Below are 25,199 nucleotides of genomic sequence, written 5' to 3'. Positions count from 1 at the left end.
GAGGAAAAAAAGAATGGAGATGTTTTGTTATCAATGTCAGGAAACTTTAAGAAATGAGGGTTGTGTGGCTCAAGGTGTATGTGGAAAAAGTCCGGAAACTTCAAACTTGCAAGATCTATTGATTTACATATTAAAAGGGATTTCCTATTGGGCTAATAAAGCAAGGGAATTGAACGTAGAAGATGAAAGTGTTGACTTTTTTGTGGCAGAAGGCTTATTCGTAACGATAACGAATGTTAACTTTGATGAAGAAAGGATGGTTGAATATATTGATGAAGCACTAGATAAAAGAAGAATTATAGAAAACAAATTCAAAGAAGTTTATGAAAGAAAATACAACCAAAAATTTCAGGAAAAAGTACCTGATGCTGCATTGTGGAATCCAAAGGATAACAATGAAGACGAATACTTAAATAAAGCTGTTGAAGTAGGTGTTTTATCGGAATCAGACGAAGATATAAGATCGCTTAAGAACTTTCTTGTAATTGGTTTAAAGGGAGTGGCTGCCTACACCGATCATGCCTATATCTTAAAATACTCCAACGATGATATACTTGCATTCATCGAAAAGGCTTTGGCGGAAACCCTACGTGAAGATATCACCGTTGATGAATTAATAAATTTAGTACTGAAAGTTGGCGAATATGGAGTAAAAGCCATGGCTTTACTAGATGAGGCAAATACTTCAACCTTTGGAAATCCTGAAATAAGTCAAGTTTACACAGGAACATATGAAACACCTGCTATTCTCGTTAGTGGTCATGATCTTTTAGATCTTTATGAAATTTTAGAACAAACCAAAGGTAAAGGAATCAAAGTATATACACACGGAGAAATGCTACCAGCAAACGCCTATCCCGAATTAAAAAAATACGAACATTTAGCTGGTAATTTTGGAGGTTCTTGGTGGAAACAACAACAAGAGTTTGAAGATTTTGGTGGAGCTGTAGTAATGACAACGAATTGTATTCAAAAGCCAAGGAATTCCTACAAAGACAGAATTTTTACAACCGGACTTGTGGGATGGCCGGATGTTCAACATATACCAAATAGAAAAAAGAATGGTCAAAAAGATTTTACTCCCGTAATACAAAAGGCACTCGAAATAGGCCCCATCAAAAAAAGAGATGGAAAAAATATAACCATTGGATTTGCTCATGAACAGACAGCTCAAGTTGCCGATAAAATTGTCGAGGCAGTAAAATCTGGTAAAATAACCAAATTTTACGTCATGGGTGGTTGTGACGGGAGGAACAAAGATCGTGAATATTACACTAATTTCGCCAAAGATCTCCCAAAAAGCACTGTTATTTTAACCGCAGGTTGTGCAAAGTACAGGTACAATATGCTTAATTTAGGGGATATTGATGGGATACCAAGGGTTATAGATGCAGGGCAATGTAATGATTCTTATTCTTTAGTTTTAACGGCTTTAAAATTGAAAGAAGCATTTGATTTAAAGGACATAAACGAACTACCCATAGAATACAACATAGCTTGGTACGAACAGAAAGCTGTAACCGTTTTATTATCATTGTTGTATATGGGAGTAAAGGGAATAAGATTAGGTCCAACACTACCTGCCTTTCTATCACCAAACGTTTTGGAGACGGTTGCAAAAGCTTTTGATATAAAAACTATATAAATAATTTTTTTTCGCATAAAAGGCGACCAATCTTTGGCGCCTTTCTTTTTTTTTAGTGTGTACAATTACGGATACAAATAAAAGTTCCAAGAAGAATAAATATGGTATAATATGAAAGGAAGGATTGCTAACTTTTTATAGGAGGGATAGAAGTGAATTTAAGTAATGATCAATATTTAGAGATTTTAAACCATTCTCTTTCATCAGGGGGAGAGTATTCAGAAATCTTCTATGAAGATTTTTACGGTACCTCGATTGTTTACGATAACGGTAAAATCGAAAAAATCAATTTTTCAAGTAGAAAAGGTGCAAGTATAAGAGTTGTATCAGCTGAAGAAACGATTTTTGCCCATACTAACGATCCCACGTACGAGAATTTTATGAATCTTGCAGAGACTTTGAGAAAGAACGCAAGTGAAAGGTTTGGTTCTAATAATATCGTAAAGGTTGAAGAATTGAAACAGGCAGAAAAGAGGGATTTTGCTCCATTTGAAGTACCTTTTGACAATGTATCAGTAGAACAAAAAGTAGAAAAGGTTCTTAAAGGTGTAGAATTACTAAAAAATGCTGATAAACGCATCAAACAGATCACCGTTTCCTATGCAGATAGTAGTCGAAAGGTAAAAATAGTGAATTCAGAAGGGAAAATAGTTGAGGATATCAGAAATTATCCACGTTATGCCGCTATAATATTTGCACAAGACGAAAAAGGGAATTTGTTTAGAGGTTATTCTTCTGATGGGGCAAACATGGGATTTGAATTTTTTAAGGATGAGATGATCGAAAAAGTAACGAAAGATGCCGTCAGGCAAGTAGTTTCACAAATAGAAGGAGTGGATGCTCCTGCGGGAGAATTCACGGTTGTTTTATCCTCGGAAGCTGGAGGAACTATGATACACGAAGCATGTGGACATGGTATGGAAGCAGACTTGGTACTTTCTGGTTCTGTATACAGAGAAAAAGTTGGAAAGAAAATAGCTTCGGAAAAGATTACCGTCGTAGACGATGGAACAGATAAAAACAAAAGAGGAACACTTAATTACGATGATGAAGGAACTCCTACTTACAAGACCGTTTTAATTGAAAAAGGTGTGTTAAAAGGGTACATGCACTCAAAAATAACAGCCAAAAAATTTGGTGTTGGACCAACGGGTAACGGGAGAAGGGAATCTTATATGGTTCTACCCATCGTTAGGATGCGAAACACGATGATCTTACCGGGACAAGATAATCCACAAGATATAATTAAATCTGTTAAATACGGTATATTTGTAAAAAAGATGGGTGGAGGACAGGTTGATGTTATAAGTGGTGATTTTCAATTCGGTGTTGATGAAGGTTATATTATAGAAAATGGTGAAATAAAACAATCGATCCGTGGTGCCAGCTTAGTTGGCAACGGATTAAAAGTCTTAGAAAGCATAGATATGGTTGGTAATGATTTAGGATATGGTGTTGGAACCTGTGGTAAAGATGGTCAAGGGGCCCCGGTTTCTGATGCCCAACCTACTATAAGAATACCGAAGTTAATAGTTGGAGGAATAGTAAAAGGGGGTAACGAATAATGACTAATGTAAAATCTGTTATAGAAAAATCCATGAAAGAAATAAAAAATAAAGGTTTTAAAGGACAGATAAATGTGTTTTCCACTGAAAGTAAGAACGCTTCTTTTAGTAATGGAAAGTTAGAACAGTTAACCGAGGGAGAAAAAGGGGCAGTAGGTATAAAAGTTATTTCTCCTGATGGAAGAACAGCTACTGCGTCGTCTAATATTTTTACAGAAGAAGGAATAATGCAAGCGGTTGAAAAAGCAATTGAAATGATTAAATATACAGAAAAAGATGATGCTAACGATATCTCAAAAGATGAAGAGTTCACTTACATAGATTGGTCTTTCGATACGGACACAAAAGATATGGATTTACATGAGGTTATGAATTTAGCTCAAGAACTAGAAAAAAAAGCAAAAAGTGAAGATGAAAGGATAAAATTTGTTCGTGGTGCTGAGTACGAAGTTGCTTTAACCAGAATACATTTTGGAAATACAAATGGTCTATACAAAAACGCTTTGTTTACTAATGCTGCGAGTTCTATTAGTTTAGCCGCAATTGAAGGAGAAGATTCGTCATTTGGTTTTGACTATCAAATATCTCAAAGCTACAGGCTTATAGACATAGATCGCATTGTAAAAGATTCTGTAGAAATGGCGGTGTCAGGTTTAAAATCAGAGGTTTTAAGTTCAGGTAGATATGATATTGTCATGAGTCCTTTTGCTTCCAGTATGTTCTTAGAGACATTGATAACTCCTTTATCGGGGGAAAATGTTTACAAAGGCAAATCTTTTTTGAAAGACAAATTAGGTGAAAAAGTAGCCAATTTATCAGTTACCTTGTTACATGATCCTATGAATGGTTCTGCACCAATCATAGCGTCCTTTGACAACGAAGGAACTAACACCTCAAGGTTCAACGTTATAGAAAATGGGGTCCTAAAAGGATTCTTACATAACATATATTCTGCAAAAAAGTTGGGTTCAAAACCAACCGGTAACAGCTTCGCATCGGTAGAATCTCCCAATCCTTCCATTGGAACGATAAACCTTCATTTTATCGCAAACAAGACAAGAAAAGATATTTTGAATGTTCCAAAGGCTCTATATGTTACCAACATAATGGGTATGCATACCACCGATCCTGTTTCCGGAAGATTCTCTGTTCAAATAAGTGGAAGATTAATTGAAAACGGAGAGTTTGTAAGAAGTTTTAGAGGGATGACCTTAGCTGGAACGTTGGAAGAGTTGTTGAATAATTTAGAGTATATAGGTTCTGATTTCAAGTATCTGGGTCCGGTGGCTGGTTCTACTATGTTGATAAGGGATTTAAGCGTGGGCGGTAGATAGTAGATAAAGATAAATGAAGAGTAAAAAGGAGTATAAGGCGTTTAATCGCTTTTAAAAGCGTTTAAACGCCTTTTTTTCGTTTTAATTGGAAATTATCTAGTTTGATAAAGAAACCTTAATGTTGTAAGATATAATTAATGATGAAAAAAATTTCATACATATCTGAAAATTCATTCTAAGGAGGTTTATAAATTGTACAAAGTAGGCATTTGGGGTTTTGGAGCAATGGGTAGTGGTATAGCAAAAAATATATTAAGTAAGAAAAATCTAAAATTGGTTGGTGTCCACGATCTCAGGAAGGAATATATCCAGAAAGATGTTGGAGAGTTGTTGGGGTTAGGAAAAATTGGAATAAAGGTTTACTCTGATGCTATAACAATGGTAAAACAAACGGACCCAGATCTTGTTGTAATCGCTACCAACTCTTTTATATCGGTGGTGAAGGATCAAATCATTTCTATATTGAAAGAAAACAAAAACGTAATTACCATTGCTGAAGAAATGGCTTTTCCTTTTTCAAAGGATCCACAAGCTGCAAATGAAATTGACAAGGTTGCCAAGAATCATAATGTATCCGTTTTAGGGACTGGAGTAAATCCAGGGTTTGTCCTGGATACACTAATTATAACGTTGACAGGAATATGTTTGAATGTGCAGAGAATTAAGGCTGCCAGAATTAATGATCTTTCGCCTTTTGGACCAACGGTAATGGAAACACAAGGTGTTGGAACAACACCTGAAGAATTTGAACAAGGAATAAAAAGCGGAAAGATAGTTGGTCATATAGGATTTGAACAGTCAATACATATGATAGCCAAGGCTTTAGGATGGGAAATTGATCGCATCGAGCAAAAAAGAGAACCTATAATTTCAAATGTCTTGAGGGAAACAAAGTATGTTAAGGTTCAACCAGGAATGGTAGCAGGGTGTAATCATACCGCAAAGGCTTATTATAAAAATGAGCTTTTGATAGAACTTGAACATCCTCAGCAAATACTTCCTGAATTAGAAAAGGTTCAGACAGGAGATTATGTAGTAATTCATGGGGATCCTGATATCTCAATGGCTATAAATCCTGAAATACCAGGGGGCAAAGGTACCATTGCCATAGCTACAAATATGATTCCATCCGTAGTTGAAGCTCGACCTGGTTTGTTAACTATGGTAGATTTGCCAATACCAAGGGCTTTACTTTCAGAGGTTCGTTGAAGGAGGTCGAATTTATGGAGATAAAAAAAGGTGACTGGGTTCAAATTCATTACATTGCTTTAAATCATGAAGAAAGAGTTTCACATTTGCCGGAAGATACCAAAAAAGTACCTTTTGAAGTTCGAATAAAAGGATTTTTAGAAGATGAAAAGGCTGAAATAGGCGATATCGTAACCATTAAAACCCCTATTGGGAGATTAGTTAAAGGAAAATTGGAAAAAGTTAATCCCAAATATGAGCATAACTTTGGAGAACCTATTCCCGAATTATTAAAAATTAACAAGGATAAACTGTTTCTGTCTAGAGACAGAGGCGAAAAGCCTCAGAGTTAACTAGCCTAAATTCGAAATTTTAGAATGCTGGAGCCAGTTCCTTTACTCCGTTCGGTGGGTATCAAATATCTTGAAAGGAGGGAAAAAATGGATAAATCTTACAAAGCGGTGATGGAAAGGCAGATAGAAATCATCAAAAAATCTGTAGGACTTGATTACACTAAGTATGAAATAGAAGGAATTGCATTCGATTACGAAAAGATGATGAATGAGTTGGGATTTTCAATTGAAGAAATTAAAAGGATTCAAAAAGAAACAGGTGTTGGGGACACTCCCCTTGTTGAACTAAAAAATATTAACAAATTGATTAAAAAATTTTCTGATAAAGGAAAAGGAGCTAGGATCTTTGTTAAGGATGAACAGACTAACCCATCTGGTTCTTTCAAAGATAGAAGGGCTTCTATAAGTGTATATATGGCAAAAAAATTAGGGTATGAAGGCGTTATTGCGGCGACAAGTGGTAATTATGGTGCTGCTGTAGCTTCTCAAGCAGCTAAAAGAGGTTTAAAATCTATTATAATTCAAGAATGTTTCGATTCTCGAGGCGTTGGTCAGCCTGAAATCTTGGAAAAAGAAAGGGCGTGTGCTGGGTATGGAAGTGAAGTTATCCAAGTAAGTGTAGGACCAGAATTGTTTTATTATACCCTTCTTCTTCTTGAAGAAACAGGATTTTTTAATGCATCGCTTTACTCGCCTTTCGGCATTGCTGGAATAGAAACGTTAGGTTTGGAGATAGCGAATCAAACCAAAGAATTGACAGGGAAATTTCCCAATGTTGTTGTAAGCACACATGCCGGAGGAGGTTTAACCACCGGAACTGCAAGAGGATTAAAAAAAGCTGGTGCATATTCAACCAAGGTTATTGGTGCAAGTGTTGATTTAAGAGGTTTACATATGGCTTCCGATAAAGATTTCAATAGAAAGTCTTTCACTACAGGACACACTGGATTTGGAATCCCGTTTGCGGTCTTTCCTGACAGATCCGATGTTCCAAGGAATGCGGCAAGGGTCTTGAGATATATGGACAGATACGTTCTTGTAACTCAAGGTGAAGTCTTCTATATGACTGAATTACTCGCAAAACTCGAAGGGCTACAAAGGGGGCCTGCTGGTAATACCTCGCTGGTTGCGGCTTTTGCTTTGGCAAGGGAAATGAAAGAAGATGAAATAATAGTTGTAAACGAAACAGAATACACGGGAGCGGGGAAGTTGCCAAGTGCTCAACTCACATTTGCCAAAGAAAATGGGATTCAAGTAATATCGGGCGATCCAATAAAAGATGATAAACCAGGGGAAAGGATTGTGATACCTGAAGATCCTTCACAAATAGGTTACATTGAAATTCCAATGTCTCAACTGAAAGAATCGTATATAAATCAACTTATAAAAAGGCTAGGAAAATCGGATTTTACTCAAAAAGAAATAGAATTTATATCAGAGGAAATAAGAGAAGATGAGGATTCGGTAAAAAACTTGATTAAAAAGTTAAGGGAGGAGTCTTTATGAAAGAAAGAGTCGATGATTTTCAAGAAAGGTCAAAGAAACTTCAAAATATGACCGATGAGGAATTAGACAATTATTTTTGGGAATTAGTTGAAAAGGTAGTAGATCCATTAGTAAATATGGCAGAAACGCATACCTCTCCTTCTATAGAAAGGTCTGTCTTGTTGAGAATGGGGTTTAATTCCCTTCAGGCAAAGGCGTTGGTTGATAAGATTGTACAAGAAAATTTATTATCAAAGGGAGCGGGGAATGTAGTATACAAAATTGCAAAACAAAAAAATATTGGAATAATGGAAGCAGGCGAGGCATTATTAAACGGTCGTTTTTGGGATGATGTTGAGAATATCTTTAGAGGTGGTGATTCAAATGAAACTTCGACCAAATGAAAAGATCAACATAGAAGATATTTTAAACGATTTGGAACATTACACACCAAGAAGAAAAGGATGGGCTTGGAGGAAGAAATTACCCGAAGGAACCAAAAAAAGTGATTTTAATTATTATGAGATAAGTGAGGATTTGAAAAACTCAATTCCTCTTCCTGCGGCTCATTACTTTGATAACTTAGATCCACAACCAGACACGGTGATAACATCAGAAATCGCTTCAGGAAGGTTTGAGGAAGATGTTAGAAGAATGCGCATGGCTGCTTGGCACGGAGCAGATCATATAATGGTCATAAGAACACTTGGGCAAAGCCATATAGACGGTCTTATAGAAGGAACCCCTGAAGGTATTGGTGGGATACCAATAACGAGAAAACAGTTGAGGGCAACTAGAAAAGCACTTGATTTAATTGAAGACGAAGTAGGTAGGCCTATAAACTTTCATAGTTATGTTTCAGGTGTAGCAGGCCCTGAAATAGCCGTGTTGTTCGCCGAAGAGGGGGTTAATGGAGCTCACCAAGATCCACAGTACAATATTTTGTACAGAGGTATCAATCCAATTAGATCTTTTGTGGATGCTGCCATTGCTAAGAAAGTGATGGCTTGGGCGAATATACTACAAATAGATGGTGCCCATAACGCGAACGCTTCTGCTAAAAAAGCTAGAAACGTGATGCCGGAACTTTTGGTCCAACATGGTATAAACTCTCTATTTTCCTTAAAAGTAGGCATGAAAAAAGAAAATATCGCTCTATCAACCGTTCCTCCTGTAGTTTCCCCTTCTCCTGAGTTCAGAATCAACTTGGTCTATGCAGTAACATTGAGAGAACTATTTAAAGGCTACAAGTTCAGAGCTCAAATGAACACAAGGTACATTGAATCTGATTTATTCGATGCCACAAGGATTCATGTTTTAAATACCCTCATTTCTCGATTAACCTCCGCGGACATTCAATCTACTATTACTCCCGATGAAGGAAGAAATGTGCCTTGGCACGTTAACTCTATAAGGGGTGTTGAAACAGCTAAACATACATTGATATCAGCGGATAACATTAAACAATACCTCAAAATCGATGAAGAAAAAATAAGAAAAGAAGTAAGAGAATTGAAGATGCGAGCAATATTAATGCTTGAAGAGATAATAGAAATGGGTGGATATTTTGAAGCCTTAGAAAATGGTATGTTCGTAGATAACGGATACTATCCTGAAAGAGCAGGAGACGGAATAGCCAGAAAAAAGAACGGAGAAATAGCTGCAGGCTCCGTTGTACCAAGGGATAAAGATTATATGGCACCCGTTTGTGAACATTTTGGATACAATGCTTTGCCTGAAGAATTAGAAAGACCTTGCGATTTAATCGGTGGTTGTACCTTACATAACAGAGAGAAGATTCAATTTATTGACGAGTTAGATGAGAGTGATAACGTCGAAAAAAGATTGCAAGAAATAAAAGAATACAAAAAAAACAATCTTATAAAGCCAGAAGTTGAATGGGGTTACGATGGTTGGATACAACTTGATATGACAATCCCTGAATCTGAAGAGTACGCAAAAGCTGCGGCGGTTGAAATATGTAAAAAAATGGGATTAGAAGATATTCATGTTATTCATTCTGCCGTGTTACATCCATCAGAAGGGACTTATCTCGAATTGAAGGCAAAGGTACCCTTTTTTGTTAAAAAAGATGAATTAGAACTTCCCCAAAAGAACGATGTGATGAGTGATGAAGAGCTTTTTGAATTTTTTGGTAAGCACAAGGTCAAAGTAGTGGCCGGAACTATAGGTAACGATGAACACAACATAGGTATCAGGGAAATACTAGATATAAAACATGGAGGTATAGAAAAATATGGAATAAACTACGTTTATCTTGGCACTTCTGTACCACCAGAAAAAATCATAGATAGTGCCATAGAAGTTGGAGCCCATGCGGTTTTAGCTTCAATGATTATTACTCATAATGAAGTCCATGTGGAAAATATGAAAAAATTACATGAAATTGCTGTAGAAAAGGGAGTTAGAGATAAATTATTGCTCATCGTTGGAGGAACTCAGATAACCAATGATTTAGCGACAAATAATTACATGGACGCAGGCTTTGGAAGAGGTACCAAAGGGAATCACGTTGCCACTTTTTTGGCTAAGAAACTAAAAGAAAGAGAGGAAAGAGAATAATTTTTAATTAATTTATTCTTGCTTTAAATCTTTTTTTAGTGTAAAATTAAAATAGTGAAACCCTAATTCTTCCAAAGGGAGGAAAATTTGATGTCTTTTGAAATAGATACGAGGGTTTTAAAAAATGCTGTCCAATTAACCAGTAATGCTGTTTCAAGAAAAACGGCTAACCCTATTTTGAAAGGAATAAAGTTGGCTGTAGAAGAAGATGAGTTACATATTTATGCCACAGATTTGCAGACTGGTTTTCACAAATGGATGAAGATTAAAGATAGCGATGAAAATTTTTCCACTGTGGTAGAACAGACGATTTTTTTGGAAATATTATCAAATCTCACTTCTGATACAATTACGATCACTTTGGATGGGGTTTTGAAGATTTCAGGTGGAAATTCTGTATTTCGATTACCTACCATGGATCCTGAGGAATTTCCCTCCTTGGCTTTCGACGTTAAAGGAAATTCTATTACATTGGATAGAAAAATCATCACTAACATGATCGATAAGGTTATTTTTTGCGCACTAAAAGATTCTTCTTCCCTTTCACGTAATTTAAATGCCGTTTACTGGGACTTTAGGCAAGGTGGGTTTTTGAATTTAGTCGCCACGGATTCATATAGATTAGCCCTATCTGAAAGTAAACTGGAAGATGATAATGTTCTTTCACCATTTCTTTTATCCTTAAAAAGTATGGATGAATTAAAAACGATACTTTCATCTGCAAAGACAGAGAAGATAAAAGTAGTTCAAAGTGGCTCTCAAGTTCTCTTTGATTTTGAAGAAGATAATAACCGGCTTATTTTTAACGTTATAGATGCCGAGTTCCCTAATTATTTGGGTATAATTCCCCAGAGTTTTATAACAAAGATCAGAGCTAAAACCTCAGAATTTTTGGCTATTATGAAAAGGATGTCTATCACAGCGGGAAGTGAGGAATATACTTTATTAAATATTGAAGATGGGAAAATAATATTTTATGCGAGTTCACCGGATGTTGGTGAGGCAAAAGAATCAATTGATGTTGAGCAAGAGGGAAGAAATCTTGAGATCGCTTATTCACCTAGATATTTCAGGGAAGTGTTAGAAAGAATAGAGACTGTAGAATTTGAGTTTGATATATCGGATGAGGAAAAACCTACCATTTTAAAACCTGTAGAAGACAACAGTTACATGTTTATAATAATGCCAAAAAGGAAAAGTTGAAACATGTTAAAAATTGGCTTTGGTTACGATGTTCACCCATTTATTGAAAATAGAAGATTGATATTGGGTGGAGTTGTAATATATCATCCAAAAGGTTATGGATTGTTGGGTCATTCGGATGGAGACGTGTTTTTTCATGCAATAATTGATAGTTTGTTAGGGATGTGCGGTTTGGGGTCGATAGGGGAATACTTTCCTGAAAGTAAAGAATTTGAAAATATCAGTAGCTCAATCCTATTAGAAAAGACTATAGATTTGATTAATAAAAGATATATTGTTAAGATAAATAATATAGATGCGGTAATCATATCTAATAGTGTGAAGATCAGTTGTATATCTGATCAAATAAAAAATAATACCTCCAGTATCTTAAATTTAGAAGTGAGCCGAATAAACTTAAAAGGCAAGAGTGGCAATGGTCTGGGAATAGGTGGAAAAGACGAAGGTATAGAAGTTTATTGTACCATATTAGGTGAGGTTGATGAAATATAAATTCGTTCATAGCTTCGATATGTCTCCCAAAGAAATGATCAAAATTCAGAAACAGTTAGCTAAAGAGGTTAAATTAAGTCATTTCTCTGATGTACCAAACTTAGTAAGCGGTGTTGATCTTTCCTTTCAAGAAGACGAAGGATTAGCTGTTATAGTAACTATGGATTTTAAAAAATTATCGGTGATCGATGTAACATATGCCGTGGATAAGGTTACCTTACCATATATTCCTGGACTTCTTGCTTTTAGAGAGCTTCCTATCTTTTTGAAGGCTTGGGAAGAACTTGAAATTGAACCTGATATAGTTTTTTTTGATGGCCAAGGCTATGCCCATCCTAGAAGGATGGGCATAGCTACTCATGCATCTTTTTTTATTGAAAAACCTACTATAGGAATCGCTAAATCTAAGTTAATTGGCAAATACGAAGAACCTGGAAAGAAAAAAGGTGAATTCACATTTTTGTACCATAAAGATGAGAAAATAGGAATAGTGTTGAGAACAAGAGATAATGTGAAACCCGTATTTGTATCTCCGGGTAACTTGGTAGATTTCGATAACGCTTTGGATTTTACTTATCATTTTGCTACGAAGTATAAAATTCCTGAGATAACTAGAAAGGCACACTTGTACACCAAAAGTTTAAAATAGAGGTGACGTTGTTGACCCAAAAAAATACTAGAAATTTTATATACCTCTCAATGATTGTATTTTCTATGGTTATGAACACTCTTGCTCCTCTCATGACTTCCATTCAAGAAAGATTTTCTGTTTCCATAACTATTTCTTCTTCGTTACCGTTTATAAGTACCTTTGGTACTATGCTATCTAATTTTATAGGTAGTTTTTTTATCGCCCAGATAGGTTATAAAAATTTTTTGACAGGTGGTTTTATTGTTCAAATTTTGGGTTTGTTTTTATTTGCAACTGCATTTAATTTTCCTATGGTTGTATTATCAGTTTTCTTATTGGGGGTAGCCACAGGAGCTACTTTTATGACTTTAACCTCTGCTTTTTCTCACCTAGACAGAGAAATCCAAAATTTTGGATTTTTAAATGCAAGTTTTGGAATTGGAGGTATAATAGCCCCCCTTTTGGTCAGCTTATTTTTAGTTATGAACTTAGATTTTAGATTTGTGTATTTTATTCACTTAATTTTAATTTCTTTACTTTGGGTTTTTGTTTTAATTTATAAACCGATTCAAAACATAAAGTATGAGGCGATTAAATTTAAGGAAGCCACAGGTATAATAAGAAAAAGATTTGTTTATTTATCATTGTTGATATTTTTATTCTATTCCGGAAGTGAAATTGGCATAATAACATGGAGCGGAAACCTTTTCCATAATGTTTTTAACTATTCTAAAGAATTTTCATCTGTAATTATAAGTTTGTTTTGGGTAGTTTTTACATTCGGTAGGGTTATTACCGAGTTTTTAAACAGAAAATTAACGGAATTAGGTACCATTTTGTACTTCTCTATTTCTCTTATAATGAGTCTTGCATTGTTACTAATATTTCGACACTTTATTTTCTTTCTTTTCATTGGTTTTAGTCTAGCTGCTATTTTTCCAAGTATTCAAAAATACACCAATCAAAATCTCCCAAAGAGAATCTTAGGGATGTACAATGGGTTGGCTTTTGGTTCTACTGGGATTGGGGCTATGATAATAGCAACTTCTATGGGGGTAATTGGTGATATTAATTTTAATATCTCCTACGCCATTCCTTTTTTAACTTTTGCTGTCATCATTTTTATCACCCAAAAATTGGGTAAGGAAAAATTAGATAATGGAAATTGAAATTAAGAAGCGTACCCAAAGGGGGGGAAGATGAAATATTCTAAGATAAAAACTGGTTGCATAGACGGTTTTAAAGTAGAAAATATCTTAGTAGAAATCGACGTAAACTCTCGTTCTACCCAACAAACATTTAAAATAGTAGGGATGCCCTCCACATCAGTTTTAGAAAGTGAGAAGCGAGTTACTAGTGCCATTAGAAATACTGGGTTTACCATCCCCAACGGATCTATAGTTGCGAATCTTTCACCCACCTCTATGAGAAAAGATGGTTCACATTTTGATTTACCAATTGCCGTATCCTTGTTGGAGGCTTCAGGCCAGATAAAAGAATTAAGTGAAGATTACTATATATTTGGTGAACTTGGTTTGAATGGAGAAGTTAGACCAGTTTCTGGGATATCTCTTTTCTTGATGTACATAAAAGAAAGAAATCAACAAGCAAAATTCATAATTCCACGTGGAAATCAGGGGGAGAGCAAGTTTGTAGCAAAGAATGAGGTTGTTGTTATAGATAGATTGAAGGATATCGAAAATATATCTCTGGGTATCTTGGATGAATACTCCCCTAAGTATGAGGATATTGTACAACAATCCTATAATTTAGATTTTCATGAAATCAAAGGTCAGATCTTTGCCAAAAGGGGAATAGAGATAGCAGCCAGTGGGTTTCACAACGTTTTAATGAGAGGATCTCCCGGTTCAGGAAAGACAATGATCGCAAAAAGGGTTCCAACAATATTACCAGATATGACTAAGGAAGAAATTATCGAATCTACAATGATTTATTCAGTTGCTGGATATATGAACACGATAATCGACAAAAGACCCTTTAGATCTCCTCACCATACGGCCTCAAGTGCTTCAATAATAGGAGGAGGAGCCGTTCCAAAACCGGGTGAAATAAGCTTGGCTCATAATGGAGTTTTATTCATGGATGAATTCCCTGAATACCGTACAGATGTAATTGAGTCCCTAAGGCAGCCTCTAGAAGATGGAGAAGTGACAGTAACAAGGGCAAAATCTGTTGCTAATTTTCCTGCCAGATTCATGCTTATAGCCTCCCAAAACCCATGTCCATGTGGATATTACGGAGACAAAGAGATAGAATGTACATGTAGTTTGAACCAAATCTTAAATTACAACAGAAAAATCTCAGGGCCCATATTGGATAGAATAGATATAAGAATAGATACACCGAGGGTAAGAATAGATGAACTTATGTCCAAAGAAGATGGAGAGAGCTCCGAAAAGATAAAAGAAAGAGTTTCAAAGACTTTCCAAATACAGATAAAAAGGCAAAACAAATTGAATGGAAAACTTAGTAATAAAGAATTGAAGAAATTTGCTGCTCTTTCTGAAAAAGCTGAAGACTTTCTAAAACAAGCTGCAATTAATTTGAAATTAACCGCAAGGTCTGTAAACAGGGTAGTACGAATTTCTCGAACAATAGCGGACACTTTTGATTCAAAGAATGTGGAAATAAGTCATGTTTCTGAAGCTCTGAATTACAGGGGGAGAAAAATCATATGAGAAAAATATCTTCTTTTTTTCTGTTACTTTTGTTGCTATTAAGCTCAGTTTATGCTAATTCACAAGAATTAATAACAATACCAGATATAGAAAACCTAGAAAAATCAAAAGTTTCTTCTATATTGGATGGAGACACAATTAACACTTACCAATACGATGAAAGTATCAGGTTGATAGGGATAGACGCTCCAGAGACCAAAGCCGGTAGTAAGCCCATTGGTGAGTATGGCTATAAGTCGTACCAATTTGTTAGGGATAGACTAATAAATATTGCAAAAAGAAACGTATATTTAGAGTTTGATGATGATAAGTTTGATAATTATGGAAGAGTTTTGGCTTATGTTTATTATGAGGATGAAGAAGGTAACTTAGTATTATTAAACGAAGAAATATTAAAAAATGGATTAGCAAGACCTTTGTTTTACGAAGACACTTCAAAAAAGCAAGAAATATTTGTTAAAGCTTATATCCAAGCGTATGAAGATAGAAAAGGGATCTTTGAAAATTACGATGATGAAAGCATAGTGGTGGAATCTGATGCCTTAACTCAAAAGGATTTAGGTAGAATGAGGTGGGTGAAGGTCAAAGTAAAGGATGTTATAAAAGAAGGCGAAAATTATTACAAAATTATCTCTGAAGGCGAAGATTTTTACTATGGAATAAGAAAACAGGAGTTTGATGCTTTTTTTGATGGTTACGATATCTATGATTTAGTTGGGGAAGAAGTTATGTTCTGGGGAGAAATATGGTTTGATAAGCGAACTGGGCAATACGAAATACTGGGAAGGGCTCCTTTTGAGATAAAAAGATTTGTGAATGGAGTGCAGGGAGAAGAAGGGGATAAACAGTATGGGTAAATATTTTAAAAAAGTAGTAGGAGAAAAATGCTTTTTGTCACCAGTTAATCCTGACGATTTTGAAAAATACACGGAATGGTTAAATGACCCAGAAATATCAGAAAACATGATGGTAGAGGATAATATTATTTCTTTGCTTAAAGAAAGAGACATTTTAGAAAAAATGGCTAAGGGCAACGATGTTTTTTTTGCCATAGTGGATTTAGAAACGGAAGAGCTGATAGGTAATTGTGGGTTGCATGACATTAATAGAATTAATCAATCGGCTGTCCTTGGAATTTTTATTGGGAATAGAGAATATCTGTCTAAAGGATATGGTACCCAAGCCATTAAGTTGCTTTTGAATTATGGATTCAACGTTTTAAATTTAAATAATATCATGTTGGAAGTTTTTGAATATAACAAAAGGGCAATAAGATCTTACCAAAAAGCTGGATTTAAAGAAATAGGTAGGCGAAGGCAAGCAAAGTTTTTTAAAAACAATAGATTCGATATAATATTTATGGACATTTTGAGAGAAGAATTTCTTGAAATAAAAGATGCGAAAGGAGCATTAGGGTGAAAGATTTGGACAATATCGAAAAATTTACCACTGGTGAAGAAATATCTAATGCCGTTATACACGGTATAGGGGCACTGTTGAGTATAGCTGCTTTAGTGTTATTGGTAGTTTTTTCAGCGATTCATAGACAACCTTGGAGTATATTTAGTTCGGTTATATATGGTTCATCGTTGATCATTCTTTATTTATCTTCAACACTATATCACAGCTTTCAACGTAAAAAAATAAAAGATCTTTTTGAGATCTTCGATCATTCGGCAATTTATATTTTAATAGCAGGTACTTACACACCTTTTGCACTAATTACGTTGAGCGGAAGGCTAGGTTGGATTATATTTTCTGTGGTATGGGTTTTGGCAGCTATAGGCATTATTTTTAAAATATTTTTCGTTAAAAGATTTAGGATTCTTTCAACAATTTTATACATAGCCATGGGATGGTTAGTTGTATTTGCTATGGAACCTTTAGTTACAAACTTGGATTTCTGGGGAGTCTTTTGGTTGGTCATAGGAGGCATTCTTTACACAGTTGGGACCATATTTTACCTGTGGAGAAAAATCCCATACCACCATGCTTTATGGCATTTGATAGTACTTGCAGGAAGCATATGCCACTTTTTCTCAGTGTTTTTTTATGTTATATGAGTCTCAGGAGTTTAAAACTCCAAGTGCCAGAGCTGCCAATTTCGATTGATCGTTGTCGGCTCTTGATACTAATACTATGGGAGCCTTTGCTCCCACTACAATCCCTGCCACGTTTCCTCCTGAAAAATATACAGCAGATTTTCCTAACAAGTTCCCCGAATGGATATCTGGAACAATTAAAATATCTGCTTTACCTGCAACCTCACTGTTTATATTTTTAATCTTGGCAGCTTGTTCGTTTATAGCGTTATCAAGGGCAAGAGGACCATCGACAACACAACCTTTTATTTGGCCTCTCTTGTTCATTTGGGCCAATATAGCGGCATCTACTGTCTCGGGCATATCGGGATTAACTACTTCAATCGCCGCTAATAAAGCTACCTTGGGAGTTTTTATTTCAAGGTTCTTGGCTACTTCAAGGGCGTTGTATATAATTTGAACCTTTTGCATTAAATCTGGGTGGATTATCATTCCACCATCGCTTATCAAAAGTAATCTATCCAAATAAGGTGTTTCTACTACAGCAACATGAGAAAGCAAATTTCCTGTTTTTAATCCCCATTCGTTGTTTAAAACAGCTTTTAACAACTCAGAGGTTTTTATCTTACCCTTCATAAGCAGATCAGCAGCTCCACTTGAAACGAGGCGAACTCCTTTTTCTGCTGCTTCATGTGGAGTTTCTGCGTCTATAATGTCAAATTCCTTTCCAACAATTTCCAAATTTTTTTTAATTTCTTCTTTATTTCCAACCAGGACAGGGTTTGCGAACCCTTCTTCACTCGCCTTTGATAAAGCCTTCAAAGCTTCAATATCTTCAGCACAGACAAGAACGACGTTCTTTGTTGGTTTGGACTTTACTCTGTTCAACAATTCTTCAAAGTTTTTCATGAAAGAGTCCTCCTTTGTTGACTATACTAAGCATTTCTTTGAGAAGCTTCTTCAATTACAGGTTTTTTCCAGTTCCCAAAAACTAGAAAACCTAAGGCTAATACAAGAGCAGAGAAATTACTTATTATCATAGCGATGAAAACACCTATGTACCCGTGAGTCTCAGCTAAGAAAAAAACCAAAGGTACCCTTATTCCCCACAATCTTACCATATCTATAATGGTCGATTGTATCGTATGTCCTGTACCTCTTAAAGTACCAAGAAAGACAGAAACTAAGGAGAAGAAAGGAAGTGAGAAAGAAACATATCTAAAAAATTCCTCTCCAACTTTAATTACTTCAGGATCGTTTATGAAAAATTTCGTTATATTGTGACCAAATAAAAACATAACCATTGAAGCACTACCAACGATCAGTAAAGTTGCCAAAGAAGCTTTTCTAACTGTTTCCTCAGCTCTTTCAGGTTGGTTTGCACCTACATATTGACCTGTCATAGTAACCGTTGCCAAAGATATTCCCATAGCGAACATAATTATTAAATTGTTCATTCTATTTCCAATTCCATATCCGCTAATAACGATAGGCCCAAATTGTGCGATAACTCCCATAATTATAGCAAATCCTATAGCTGTAAAAGTTTCACCAATAGAAGAAGGTAAGCCAACCGATAACACTTTTTTTATAAGTTTTGGATCAGGGACAAAATCATTGGAATGTAATTTAAACCCCTTTCTACCTTTGAGCAATACAAATAGAAATACAACAGACATAATAACTTGAGATAACATAGTTGCTAGTGCTGCACCAAATACGCCTAAATTGAATTGAAAAATGAAAAGAGGGTCAAGAGTCACATTCAACAAGATTGATATACCGTTGTATTTCAGGGCTATAAATGAATTTCCCCATCCCCTAAATATACCCGCTACCGTTTGCATTAAAAAAATGAAAGGTAAACTAAATGCCATTATTTTTAGATACGTATTACTAAGTTCGAATATGTTTTTATCCAATCGTAAAAGAGATAATAATTGCTTGCTAAAGATCAACACTATTGCCATAATGGCTAAAGCCACAAACGTCATTACCAAAATAGTTTGCGCTGCCGATTTTTCAGCTCTTCTTTGATCGCCGTATCCTGTATATTGGGCTATCAAAGAGGTTCCAGCGTAGGAAAATCCTGTGGCAAAAGAAAAAAAAACAAATATCAGAGGCCAAACTACGGTAGGAACAGATAATTCCAAAGGGCCTAACTTTCCCAAAAAATATGCATCAGTTATATTATATATCGCATGCATCATATTTGTCAAAATGATTGGCCAGGCTAAGGTAAATAAAGCTTTCCATATGGATGTTTTTAAAACGTCAACTTTTCCTGTATCTTTGATTTTCATTCGTTATCACCTTTAGTGTGAAAATTAATTCGCTATCCTTATTAATATTTTATCAAATTATTTGGGATTTGGGTTAAAATTAAAGGTATATATTTTAAGCTTTGTAGTTAGATATTATTAAAAAATAAATAAGAAAAAGGCGTCCATAAAAAAGGACGCCCAAAATGAAGATAAAGTTTTTATCTTTGAATACTAACTAATCTTAGACCTATTCTTCTTCTTGATTTATCAATGCTTATTATTTCTACTTCCACAATATCGTTTATTTGCACAATATCCGTAGGATGAGCTACAAATTTTTCAGAAAGGTTTGACTTATGAATCAAGCCGTTTTCTTTTATTCCCAAATCTACAAAAGCACCAAAATCAGTAATGTTAGTTATTTTACCTGATAATCTCATACTTTCTTTTAGATCTTCAAATTTTAGGATATCATCCATAAGTTGAGGTTCAGGCATTTCATCCCTTGGATCTCTGCCGGGCTTTTGAAGTTCCTTCAGTATATCGATCAATGTATATTCCCCAATTTCCAATTCTTTCGATATTGATTTAAGATTTTCTTTTTCGTTTAAAAGTTGAGAAACTTTTAATTTTAATGGGTCCAATTTTTCTTTGATTTTTAGATCATCCAAGGTGTAGCCAAGTATATTTATTAATTTCTCGGCTGGTTCATAACTTTCTGGGTGTATGCCCGTCATTTCTAGCGGGTTTTCCCCATCTATTATTCTCAAAAATCCTGCACTTTGTTCAAAAGCTTTTTCTCCAAAGCCTTTTACCTTGAAGAGATCGGCTCTTTTTTGGAATGGGCCATTCTTTTGACGGTATTGGACAATTTTCTTTGCTAGGCTACTGGTTATTCCTGAAACGTATTCTAATAAAGAATATGAGGCTGTGTTTAAATTAACACCAACGAGGTTAACCACGCTTTCCACAGTTGCGTCGAGCTTCTCTTTCAACTTTTTTTGGTTGACATCGTGCTGATACTGGCCTACACCTATTGATTTGGGGTCTATTTTCACAAATTCCGCAAGAGGATCTTGTATTCTTCTTCCTAAACTTATAGCTCCTCGGACAGTTACATCATATTCCGGGAACTCTTCCTTCGCTAGCCTAGAAGCGGAATAAACAGAAGCTCCAGATTCATCGACGAATATATATTTAAGATCCAAATTATTTTTCTTTATTAAGTCAACGACGAATTGCTGAGTTTCTCGTGAGGCGGTCCCGTTACCTATTGCTATTAGATTTATATTATGTTTTTGAATTAAACTCATCACAATTTTCTCGGAGTTTTCTATATCATTTTGTGGAGGAACGGGGAATATCGTATCGTTAGCGAGAAAATTTCCCATTTCATCCAATACCACAACTTTACATCCCGTTCTGAAACCAGGATCAATTGCTAAGACCCTTTTGTTTTTTAAAGGAGGGGTTAGTAATAATTGCCTGAGATTTTTGGCAAAGAGATCTATGGCCCCTTCTTCTGCTTTTTCTGTTAAGTTTTGTCTTATTTCTCTTTCTATTGAGGGGTTTAACATATTTGTGAAACCATAGTTCAAACCTTTGGATATAATTTCATCGCAGATCTCATTTCCTGTTTCGTATTTAGTTTTTTCTTTATCAAGCCACTCGTCATCAATAATTAATTTTACATTTAAAACTTTTTCTTTTTCGCCCCTGTTTAAAGCTAAAACTCTGTAATTTGGAATTTTTGAAATTTCTTGTGTGAATTCGTGATACATATCGTACTTTGTGGCTTCTTCTATAAACTCTTTCTTTTTTTCAGAGTGAATTTTTCCGAATTTTTCGTAATACTTTCTTAGACTTTCCCGATTGTCTTTGTTATGGGCAAAGGTTTGACCTATTATGTAGGAAATTCCTTCTACCACTTTGTCTATATTATCGTATTCCTCAGATACAAATTCTTCTAATTCATCTAAAGATTTGATATTACCTAACAACACTTTGTTTGCTGCAGGTTCAAGACCAGCTTCTATAGCTTTGTCGGCATTGGTTTTCTTTCTTTTTTTGTAAGGAAGATACAGATCTTCCAATTCAGTCATCTTTTTGGTGTTGATGATCTTTTCTTTTAGTTCATATGTTAATTTGCCTTGCTCTTCGATGCTTTTTAAGACAGTTTTTTTGTAGTCTTCTAAGTGTTGGTAATATTTAAGTAATTCTTCTATTCGTCTAATCTTTTCTTCGTCTAAATTACCCGTTCTTTCTTTTCGGTACCTGCTGATAAAAGGTACGGTGTTTCCCTCATTTAATAATTCTACAGTGTTTTCAGTTTGAAATTGTTTTATGTTCAGATCTTCTGTTATTGTTTTGATTATATCCAATACTTTTACCTCCAAGAAACAATGTATTTTGCTGTTTTTAGAACGCTAAATAATCTCTAATTTACGATAGAAAATTTGTAAATTGTTGTTGAAGAGTAAACTTCTGAGGGTCTTAAAATTGTGGAAGGAAAGTTTTTCTGGTTTGGAGTGTTTGGGAAATGCTGTGTTTCCAAAGCTATTCCAGAATATTTTCCGTAGTGTTTTCCTTCTTTTCCGTATGTATCAACAAAATTACCTGTATATACTTGAATCCCAGGCTCGGTTGTGTATATCTTCATCACTCTTCCACTTGTGGGTTCAACCAACCTTACAGCTAAGGATATTTTGCTATTTTCCTTGTTTAATACGAAATTATGATCTATTCCTTCTAATGGAGAATCTTTCAGATCTTTGAGCACCTCACCGAGAATTTTTGGGACTGTAAAATCAAAAGGTGTGTTTTTGACACTTTTTATTTCTCCAGTGGGGATTAACGTTTCATCTACAGGTGTATAATAATTAGCAAAAAGTTCTAACTGGTGATCAAAAATATTTCCTCTACCTTCTCCTGCTAAATTAAAGTAACTGTGATTTGTCAAATTTATAATAGTGGTTTTATCAGTAGTTGCGGTATAAGAAATCTTAAATTCATTATCGTTGTTTAATGTGTAAGTAACGCTTACACGTAAGTTTCCTGGATAACCCTCTTCACCATCGTGGCTTAAACGCTTGAACCGAACAGAAGGTCCTTCAACGGTTGTAAAAGCTGTAGCTTGAAATATTTGCTTTTGAAAACCCTTGACTCCCCCATGAAGATGGTTTGAATTATTGTTTTGAGCTAAGGTGTAGTTTTTACCTTCAAGTGAGAATTGTCCGTTTTTTATCCTATTTGCATGTCGTCCTATTGTAGCGCCGAAAAATGGATTCTGTGGGTTAGGTTTTTCGTAATCTGAAACCGTGTCGAAGCCTAAAATTATATCTTCAAATTCTCCTTTTTTATCAGGTAAGTACAAAGAAACCAATGTAGCTCCATAATTTGTTACTTGTAAGGTAACTCCCTTTTTGTTTCTTAATGTGAATAGAGTCACCGGGGTCCCTTCTACTGTGTATCCCCATTGATTTTTTTCAATATATCCTAAACTTGACACTCAATATCCCCCTTTTATTTTTCTGGTTGCTAAAATATTATATCATATGGGGGGATACATTGTCAGGAAACTGCATTAGATCATAATTAATTGTCATCGAAATAGGCTAGTCGTTTTTGTGGCGTTTGTATTTGTTTTGTATAGTATACTCAATGAAAGTTTAAAAAACAAAGTTTAAAAAACGTCGAATTCTTACGTATTAAGCGAGGTGAAAGGACGGTGAAAGAAGTACATTTTTTTTGGCATAGTTTTGATTTTATTATTCACTCTGCCTGTTTGTGTAGTTCTACCAGTGGAGCAAGGTGAAAACTCAGTAGAAGAAAACATAATAGTAACAGCAGGAAGAGAAGGGATAAATATATTCGATGTAAATGATCCAAAGCATTTGTCCCGCTTTAATTTGGACTATAGAGCAAGAAATGTTTTTGTAAAAGATAAATATTCATACTCGTCGGGGGCGAAAAATGGATTAGTGATATGAAATTCATAGAGAGGCCAAAACTACGGGACCAAAATGACGAAATTAAAGGATTAGAAAGGAGCAAAGCTAAAGCGTAAGACTAAAACACTGATAAATAAAGGAAAAGAAAGGGATGTAGTGACACTTTTGAAAAACAGATAAAGCAAAAAACGCCTTTTTTCAATTATTCATACCTGTTTTAGAATTCTTACGTTTTTGTAACTGTCAAACTCAGGAGAAAGAGAAAATAAAAATTTACGTTAAGTTAATATTTCTTGCAGATACTATTAGTGGAGATGGGAAAATTAAAGAAATTTGAATTGACTAGAGAACACATAGTTTTTTATCTTCAGTTAGAATTAAAATTCCATCATTAAAAATTGCCAATACTAAATCTTCCCCCAATTTATCGCCAGCTGAAAGCTTTATGAGTTCATCAAAAAAATAAACAAACCCTGTATTTCTTCCCTTTGAATCTATTACAAAACCTGAGAATTTTACACCTTCTTTTTGATATTTAGGCAGGTTATCTTTTTGTGACCATAGATCTAATAAGTCAATTTTTAAAGGTTTGAAGATGTTTGAGCTTTTTATGTATAATTTATTATTACTAACATCTTTAGAGATGTACTCAAAATTAGGGTATGAAAAAGATGTTGAGATATCAAAATTATTCACAAGCTCAAGAAAAGAATTGGTGTTTCTTTTTATAGTCATACTTTCCAACAAAAGGTCGGTAGATAAAATATTTTCTAGCTCTTTTTGTAAGGGTTCTGATGTGAAGTTACTTTCTACTTCTGAAATGGTATGGAGAGAGAATTTTAGCGTTGGTGCTTCAATTTGATAATTTTTTATATATATCAAAGTTATAATCAACAAAAGGATAATGAATAGATACGGTTTCATTGTTTGACTCCTTGTTCTTTAATTTCAAGAATAACGTAATATGTGGCTCCCATATTTATTTTAGTCAATTCAGATATGGAATACTTGCTCTTTATTTTTTGAGTTGGTTCTATAAAGGTTGCAACTTTTGCAGATAGCCCACTGGTCAAGGAGTAGTTAAATTCTATCAGATAAAAGTTGTTATCTGTTAAGAAGTCAAAAAATTCACGTATATCAGTTCTTTGGTTGGAGACTTTGTAAAGGTAGTTGTTGTAATTATAATTTAAGTTGTTTTGCATCCTTTTGATATTCAGATATTCTTGATATTTGCCATAACTTTCAACAACTAGAAGAACCAAAAGTAAAATTATGGTTGCTATTAGTGTGTATTTCAGAAATTTTCTAACGTTAGATTCTAATAGGAACAATTCTTTTATCCTCCAAATATTTTCTTGCTAGATCTTTCAATTCTTGGTTATTAAAAAAGTATGTTGGTTTTTCGTCAACAATTATTCCCGAAAATGCGAATTCTTTGGTTTTAATGAACTCATAATTGTAAAAATCTGTGCCTAAAACGTATCTACCCTCTTTGAATTCCAACACTTTTTTCAAAAGAATGGATTGAACCGGTATAATAGTGTCAAAGAATAAAGATCTTTTTGATTTTTTATAATCACTAGTATCGATTACCAAAAAATATTCTTTATCGGAAGAATGTATCTTTTTAAAAGTAATTTTTTTATCAGTTATTTCTTGGAAGTATATTTTTCTCAGTTGAAATTCATTTTCAAATGGTTTAATAAAACAATCTATATGATTTATACATACTTTTTTCCCTTTGTATTTGAGTTTAATCATAACA

The 25,199-nt window shown here is 34.6% G+C and carries 24 protein-coding genes; 17 read left to right on the top strand and 7 right to left on the bottom strand.

What is annotated here, in order from left to right; translation table 11 throughout:
* The first annotated feature begins 13 nt into the window (after positions 1-13).
* The 16 genes from hcp (at position 14) to AD60_RS03395 (ending at position 17,241) form a co-directional block, all read left to right on the top strand.
* Positions 14-1,645, top strand: coding sequence for a hydroxylamine reductase (gene hcp, locus AD60_RS03470; RefSeq protein ID WP_199177835.1), 1,632 nt, complete (start codon positions 14-16; stop codon positions 1,643-1,645).
* A gap of 152 nt (positions 1,646-1,797) precedes the next feature.
* Positions 1,798-3,210, top strand: a complete 1,413-nt coding sequence (locus AD60_RS03465; RefSeq protein ID WP_158248361.1) for a TldD/PmbA family protein — start codon at positions 1,798-1,800, stop codon at positions 3,208-3,210.
* The gene (locus AD60_RS03460; RefSeq protein WP_103927329.1) at positions 3,210-4,544 is read left to right on the top strand and encodes a TldD/PmbA family protein; all 1,335 of its coding nucleotides are present in this window, start codon (positions 3,210-3,212) and stop codon (positions 4,542-4,544) included. The genes AD60_RS03465 and AD60_RS03460 overlap by 1 nt, the downstream gene beginning before the upstream one ends.
* A gap of 192 nt (positions 4,545-4,736) precedes the next feature.
* The gene (gene ord / locus AD60_RS03455; RefSeq protein ID WP_103876773.1) at positions 4,737-5,753 is read left to right on the top strand and encodes a 2,4-diaminopentanoate dehydrogenase; all 1,017 of its coding nucleotides are present in this window, start codon (positions 4,737-4,739) and stop codon (positions 5,751-5,753) included.
* Between the two features lie 14 nt (positions 5,754-5,767).
* Complete coding sequence (gene ortA / locus AD60_RS03450) at positions 5,768-6,085, top strand: 2-amino-4-oxopentanoate thiolase subunit OrtA (RefSeq protein ID WP_103876774.1); 318 nt, start codon at positions 5,768-5,770, stop codon at positions 6,083-6,085.
* A gap of 87 nt (positions 6,086-6,172) precedes the next feature.
* The gene (gene ortB / locus AD60_RS03445; protein WP_103876775.1) at positions 6,173-7,591 is read left to right on the top strand and encodes a 2-amino-4-oxopentanoate thiolase subunit OrtB; all 1,419 of its coding nucleotides are present in this window, start codon (positions 6,173-6,175) and stop codon (positions 7,589-7,591) included.
* Positions 7,588-7,974, top strand: a complete 387-nt coding sequence (locus tag AD60_RS03440) for an ornithine aminomutase subunit alpha (protein WP_103876776.1) — start codon at positions 7,588-7,590, stop codon at positions 7,972-7,974. Before ortB ends, AD60_RS03440 begins: the two co-directional genes overlap by 4 nt.
* Positions 7,955-10,153: a D-ornithine 4,5-aminomutase subunit OraE gene (gene oraE, locus AD60_RS03435; protein ID WP_103876777.1), complete on the top strand. Its 2,199-nt coding sequence runs from the start codon at positions 7,955-7,957 to the stop codon at positions 10,151-10,153. Before AD60_RS03440 ends, oraE begins: the two co-directional genes overlap by 20 nt.
* A 90-nt stretch (positions 10,154-10,243) precedes the next feature.
* Positions 10,244-11,356 (top strand): DNA polymerase III subunit beta, encoded by a 1,113-nt coding sequence (dnaN, locus tag AD60_RS03430; protein WP_103876778.1) that lies wholly within the window; start codon positions 10,244-10,246, stop codon positions 11,354-11,356.
* A gap of 3 nt (positions 11,357-11,359) precedes the next feature.
* Entirely contained in the window at positions 11,360-11,848 is a 489-nt protein-coding gene (ispF, locus tag AD60_RS03425; protein WP_103876779.1) for a 2-C-methyl-D-erythritol 2,4-cyclodiphosphate synthase, read from the top strand.
* Positions 11,838-12,497 carry an endonuclease V gene (gene nfi, locus AD60_RS03420; protein WP_103876780.1) on the top strand — a complete coding sequence of 220 codons (660 nt, stop codon included), beginning with the start codon at positions 11,838-11,840 and terminating at the stop codon, positions 12,495-12,497. The genes ispF and nfi overlap by 11 nt, the downstream gene beginning before the upstream one ends.
* Positions 12,498-12,508: 11 nt before the next feature.
* Positions 12,509-13,648, top strand: coding sequence for a sugar MFS transporter (locus tag AD60_RS03415; RefSeq protein ID WP_103876781.1), 1,140 nt, complete (start codon positions 12,509-12,511; stop codon positions 13,646-13,648).
* Between the two features lie 30 nt (positions 13,649-13,678).
* Complete coding sequence (locus AD60_RS03410) at positions 13,679-15,178, top strand: YifB family Mg chelatase-like AAA ATPase (RefSeq protein ID WP_103876782.1); 1,500 nt, start codon at positions 13,679-13,681, stop codon at positions 15,176-15,178.
* Positions 15,175-16,035, top strand: coding sequence for a thermonuclease family protein (locus AD60_RS03405; protein ID WP_103876783.1), 861 nt, complete (start codon positions 15,175-15,177; stop codon positions 16,033-16,035). The genes AD60_RS03410 and AD60_RS03405 overlap by 4 nt, the downstream gene beginning before the upstream one ends.
* Entirely contained in the window at positions 16,028-16,597 is a 570-nt protein-coding gene (locus AD60_RS03400) for a GNAT family N-acetyltransferase (RefSeq protein ID WP_103876784.1), read from the top strand. Before AD60_RS03405 ends, AD60_RS03400 begins: the two co-directional genes overlap by 8 nt.
* Positions 16,594-17,241: a hemolysin III family protein gene (locus AD60_RS03395; RefSeq protein ID WP_103876785.1), complete on the top strand. Its 648-nt coding sequence runs from the start codon at positions 16,594-16,596 to the stop codon at positions 17,239-17,241. The genes AD60_RS03400 and AD60_RS03395 overlap by 4 nt, the downstream gene beginning before the upstream one ends.
* Positions 17,242-17,244: 3 nt before the next feature.
* Here the strand turns inward: AD60_RS03395 and AD60_RS03390 are convergent, their stop codons facing one another.
* The 4 genes from AD60_RS03390 to AD60_RS03375 all read right to left on the bottom strand — a co-directional run bounded on the left by AD60_RS03390 (position 17,245) and on the right by AD60_RS03375 (position 22,992).
* Positions 17,245-18,129, bottom strand: coding sequence for a bifunctional enoyl-CoA hydratase/phosphate acetyltransferase (locus tag AD60_RS03390; RefSeq protein WP_103927328.1), 885 nt, complete (start codon positions 18,127-18,129; stop codon positions 17,245-17,247).
* Between the two features lie 26 nt (positions 18,130-18,155).
* The gene (locus AD60_RS03385) at positions 18,156-19,523 is read right to left on the bottom strand and encodes an MATE family efflux transporter (RefSeq protein ID WP_103927327.1); all 1,368 of its coding nucleotides are present in this window, start codon (positions 19,521-19,523) and stop codon (positions 18,156-18,158) included.
* Positions 19,524-19,702: 179 nt separating this feature from the next.
* The gene (locus tag AD60_RS03380) at positions 19,703-21,865 is read right to left on the bottom strand and encodes a Tex family protein (RefSeq protein WP_103876788.1); all 2,163 of its coding nucleotides are present in this window, start codon (positions 21,863-21,865) and stop codon (positions 19,703-19,705) included.
* Between the two features lie 56 nt (positions 21,866-21,921).
* Positions 21,922-22,992 carry an aldose epimerase family protein gene (locus tag AD60_RS03375; RefSeq protein WP_103876789.1) on the bottom strand — a complete coding sequence of 357 codons (1,071 nt, stop codon included), beginning with the start codon at positions 22,990-22,992 and terminating at the stop codon, positions 21,922-21,924.
* A gap of 292 nt (positions 22,993-23,284) precedes the next feature.
* Between AD60_RS03375 and AD60_RS03370 the strand changes: the two genes are divergently transcribed.
* Positions 23,285-23,473 carry a hypothetical protein gene (locus AD60_RS03370; protein WP_134080038.1) on the top strand — a complete coding sequence of 63 codons (189 nt, stop codon included), beginning with the start codon at positions 23,285-23,287 and terminating at the stop codon, positions 23,471-23,473.
* Positions 23,474-23,776: 303 nt separating this feature from the next.
* Here the strand turns inward: AD60_RS03370 and AD60_RS03365 are convergent, their stop codons facing one another.
* Genes AD60_RS03365 through AD60_RS03355 form a run of 3 tightly spaced genes read right to left on the bottom strand, consistent with a single transcriptional unit; the run spans position 23,777 to position 25,195 of the window.
* Positions 23,777-24,358: a hypothetical protein gene (locus AD60_RS03365; protein ID WP_103927326.1), complete on the bottom strand. Its 582-nt coding sequence runs from the start codon at positions 24,356-24,358 to the stop codon at positions 23,777-23,779.
* Positions 24,355-24,765 carry a hypothetical protein gene (locus AD60_RS03360; RefSeq protein ID WP_103927325.1) on the bottom strand — a complete coding sequence of 137 codons (411 nt, stop codon included), beginning with the start codon at positions 24,763-24,765 and terminating at the stop codon, positions 24,355-24,357. The genes AD60_RS03365 and AD60_RS03360 overlap by 4 nt, the downstream gene beginning before the upstream one ends.
* Positions 24,746-25,195 (bottom strand): hypothetical protein, encoded by a 450-nt coding sequence (locus tag AD60_RS03355; protein WP_103927324.1) that lies wholly within the window; start codon positions 25,193-25,195, stop codon positions 24,746-24,748. Before AD60_RS03355 ends, AD60_RS03360 begins: the two co-directional genes overlap by 20 nt.
* Between the last annotated feature and the right edge of the window lie 4 nt (positions 25,196-25,199).

The organism is Petrotoga sp. SL27 (genome assembly GCF_002924605.1).
Taxonomy (GTDB): domain Bacteria; phylum Thermotogota; class Thermotogae; order Petrotogales; family Petrotogaceae; genus Petrotoga; species Petrotoga sibirica.
Note: the sequence above shows the minus strand (reverse complement) of the source record. Positions and strands in the feature narration are given on the sequence as shown.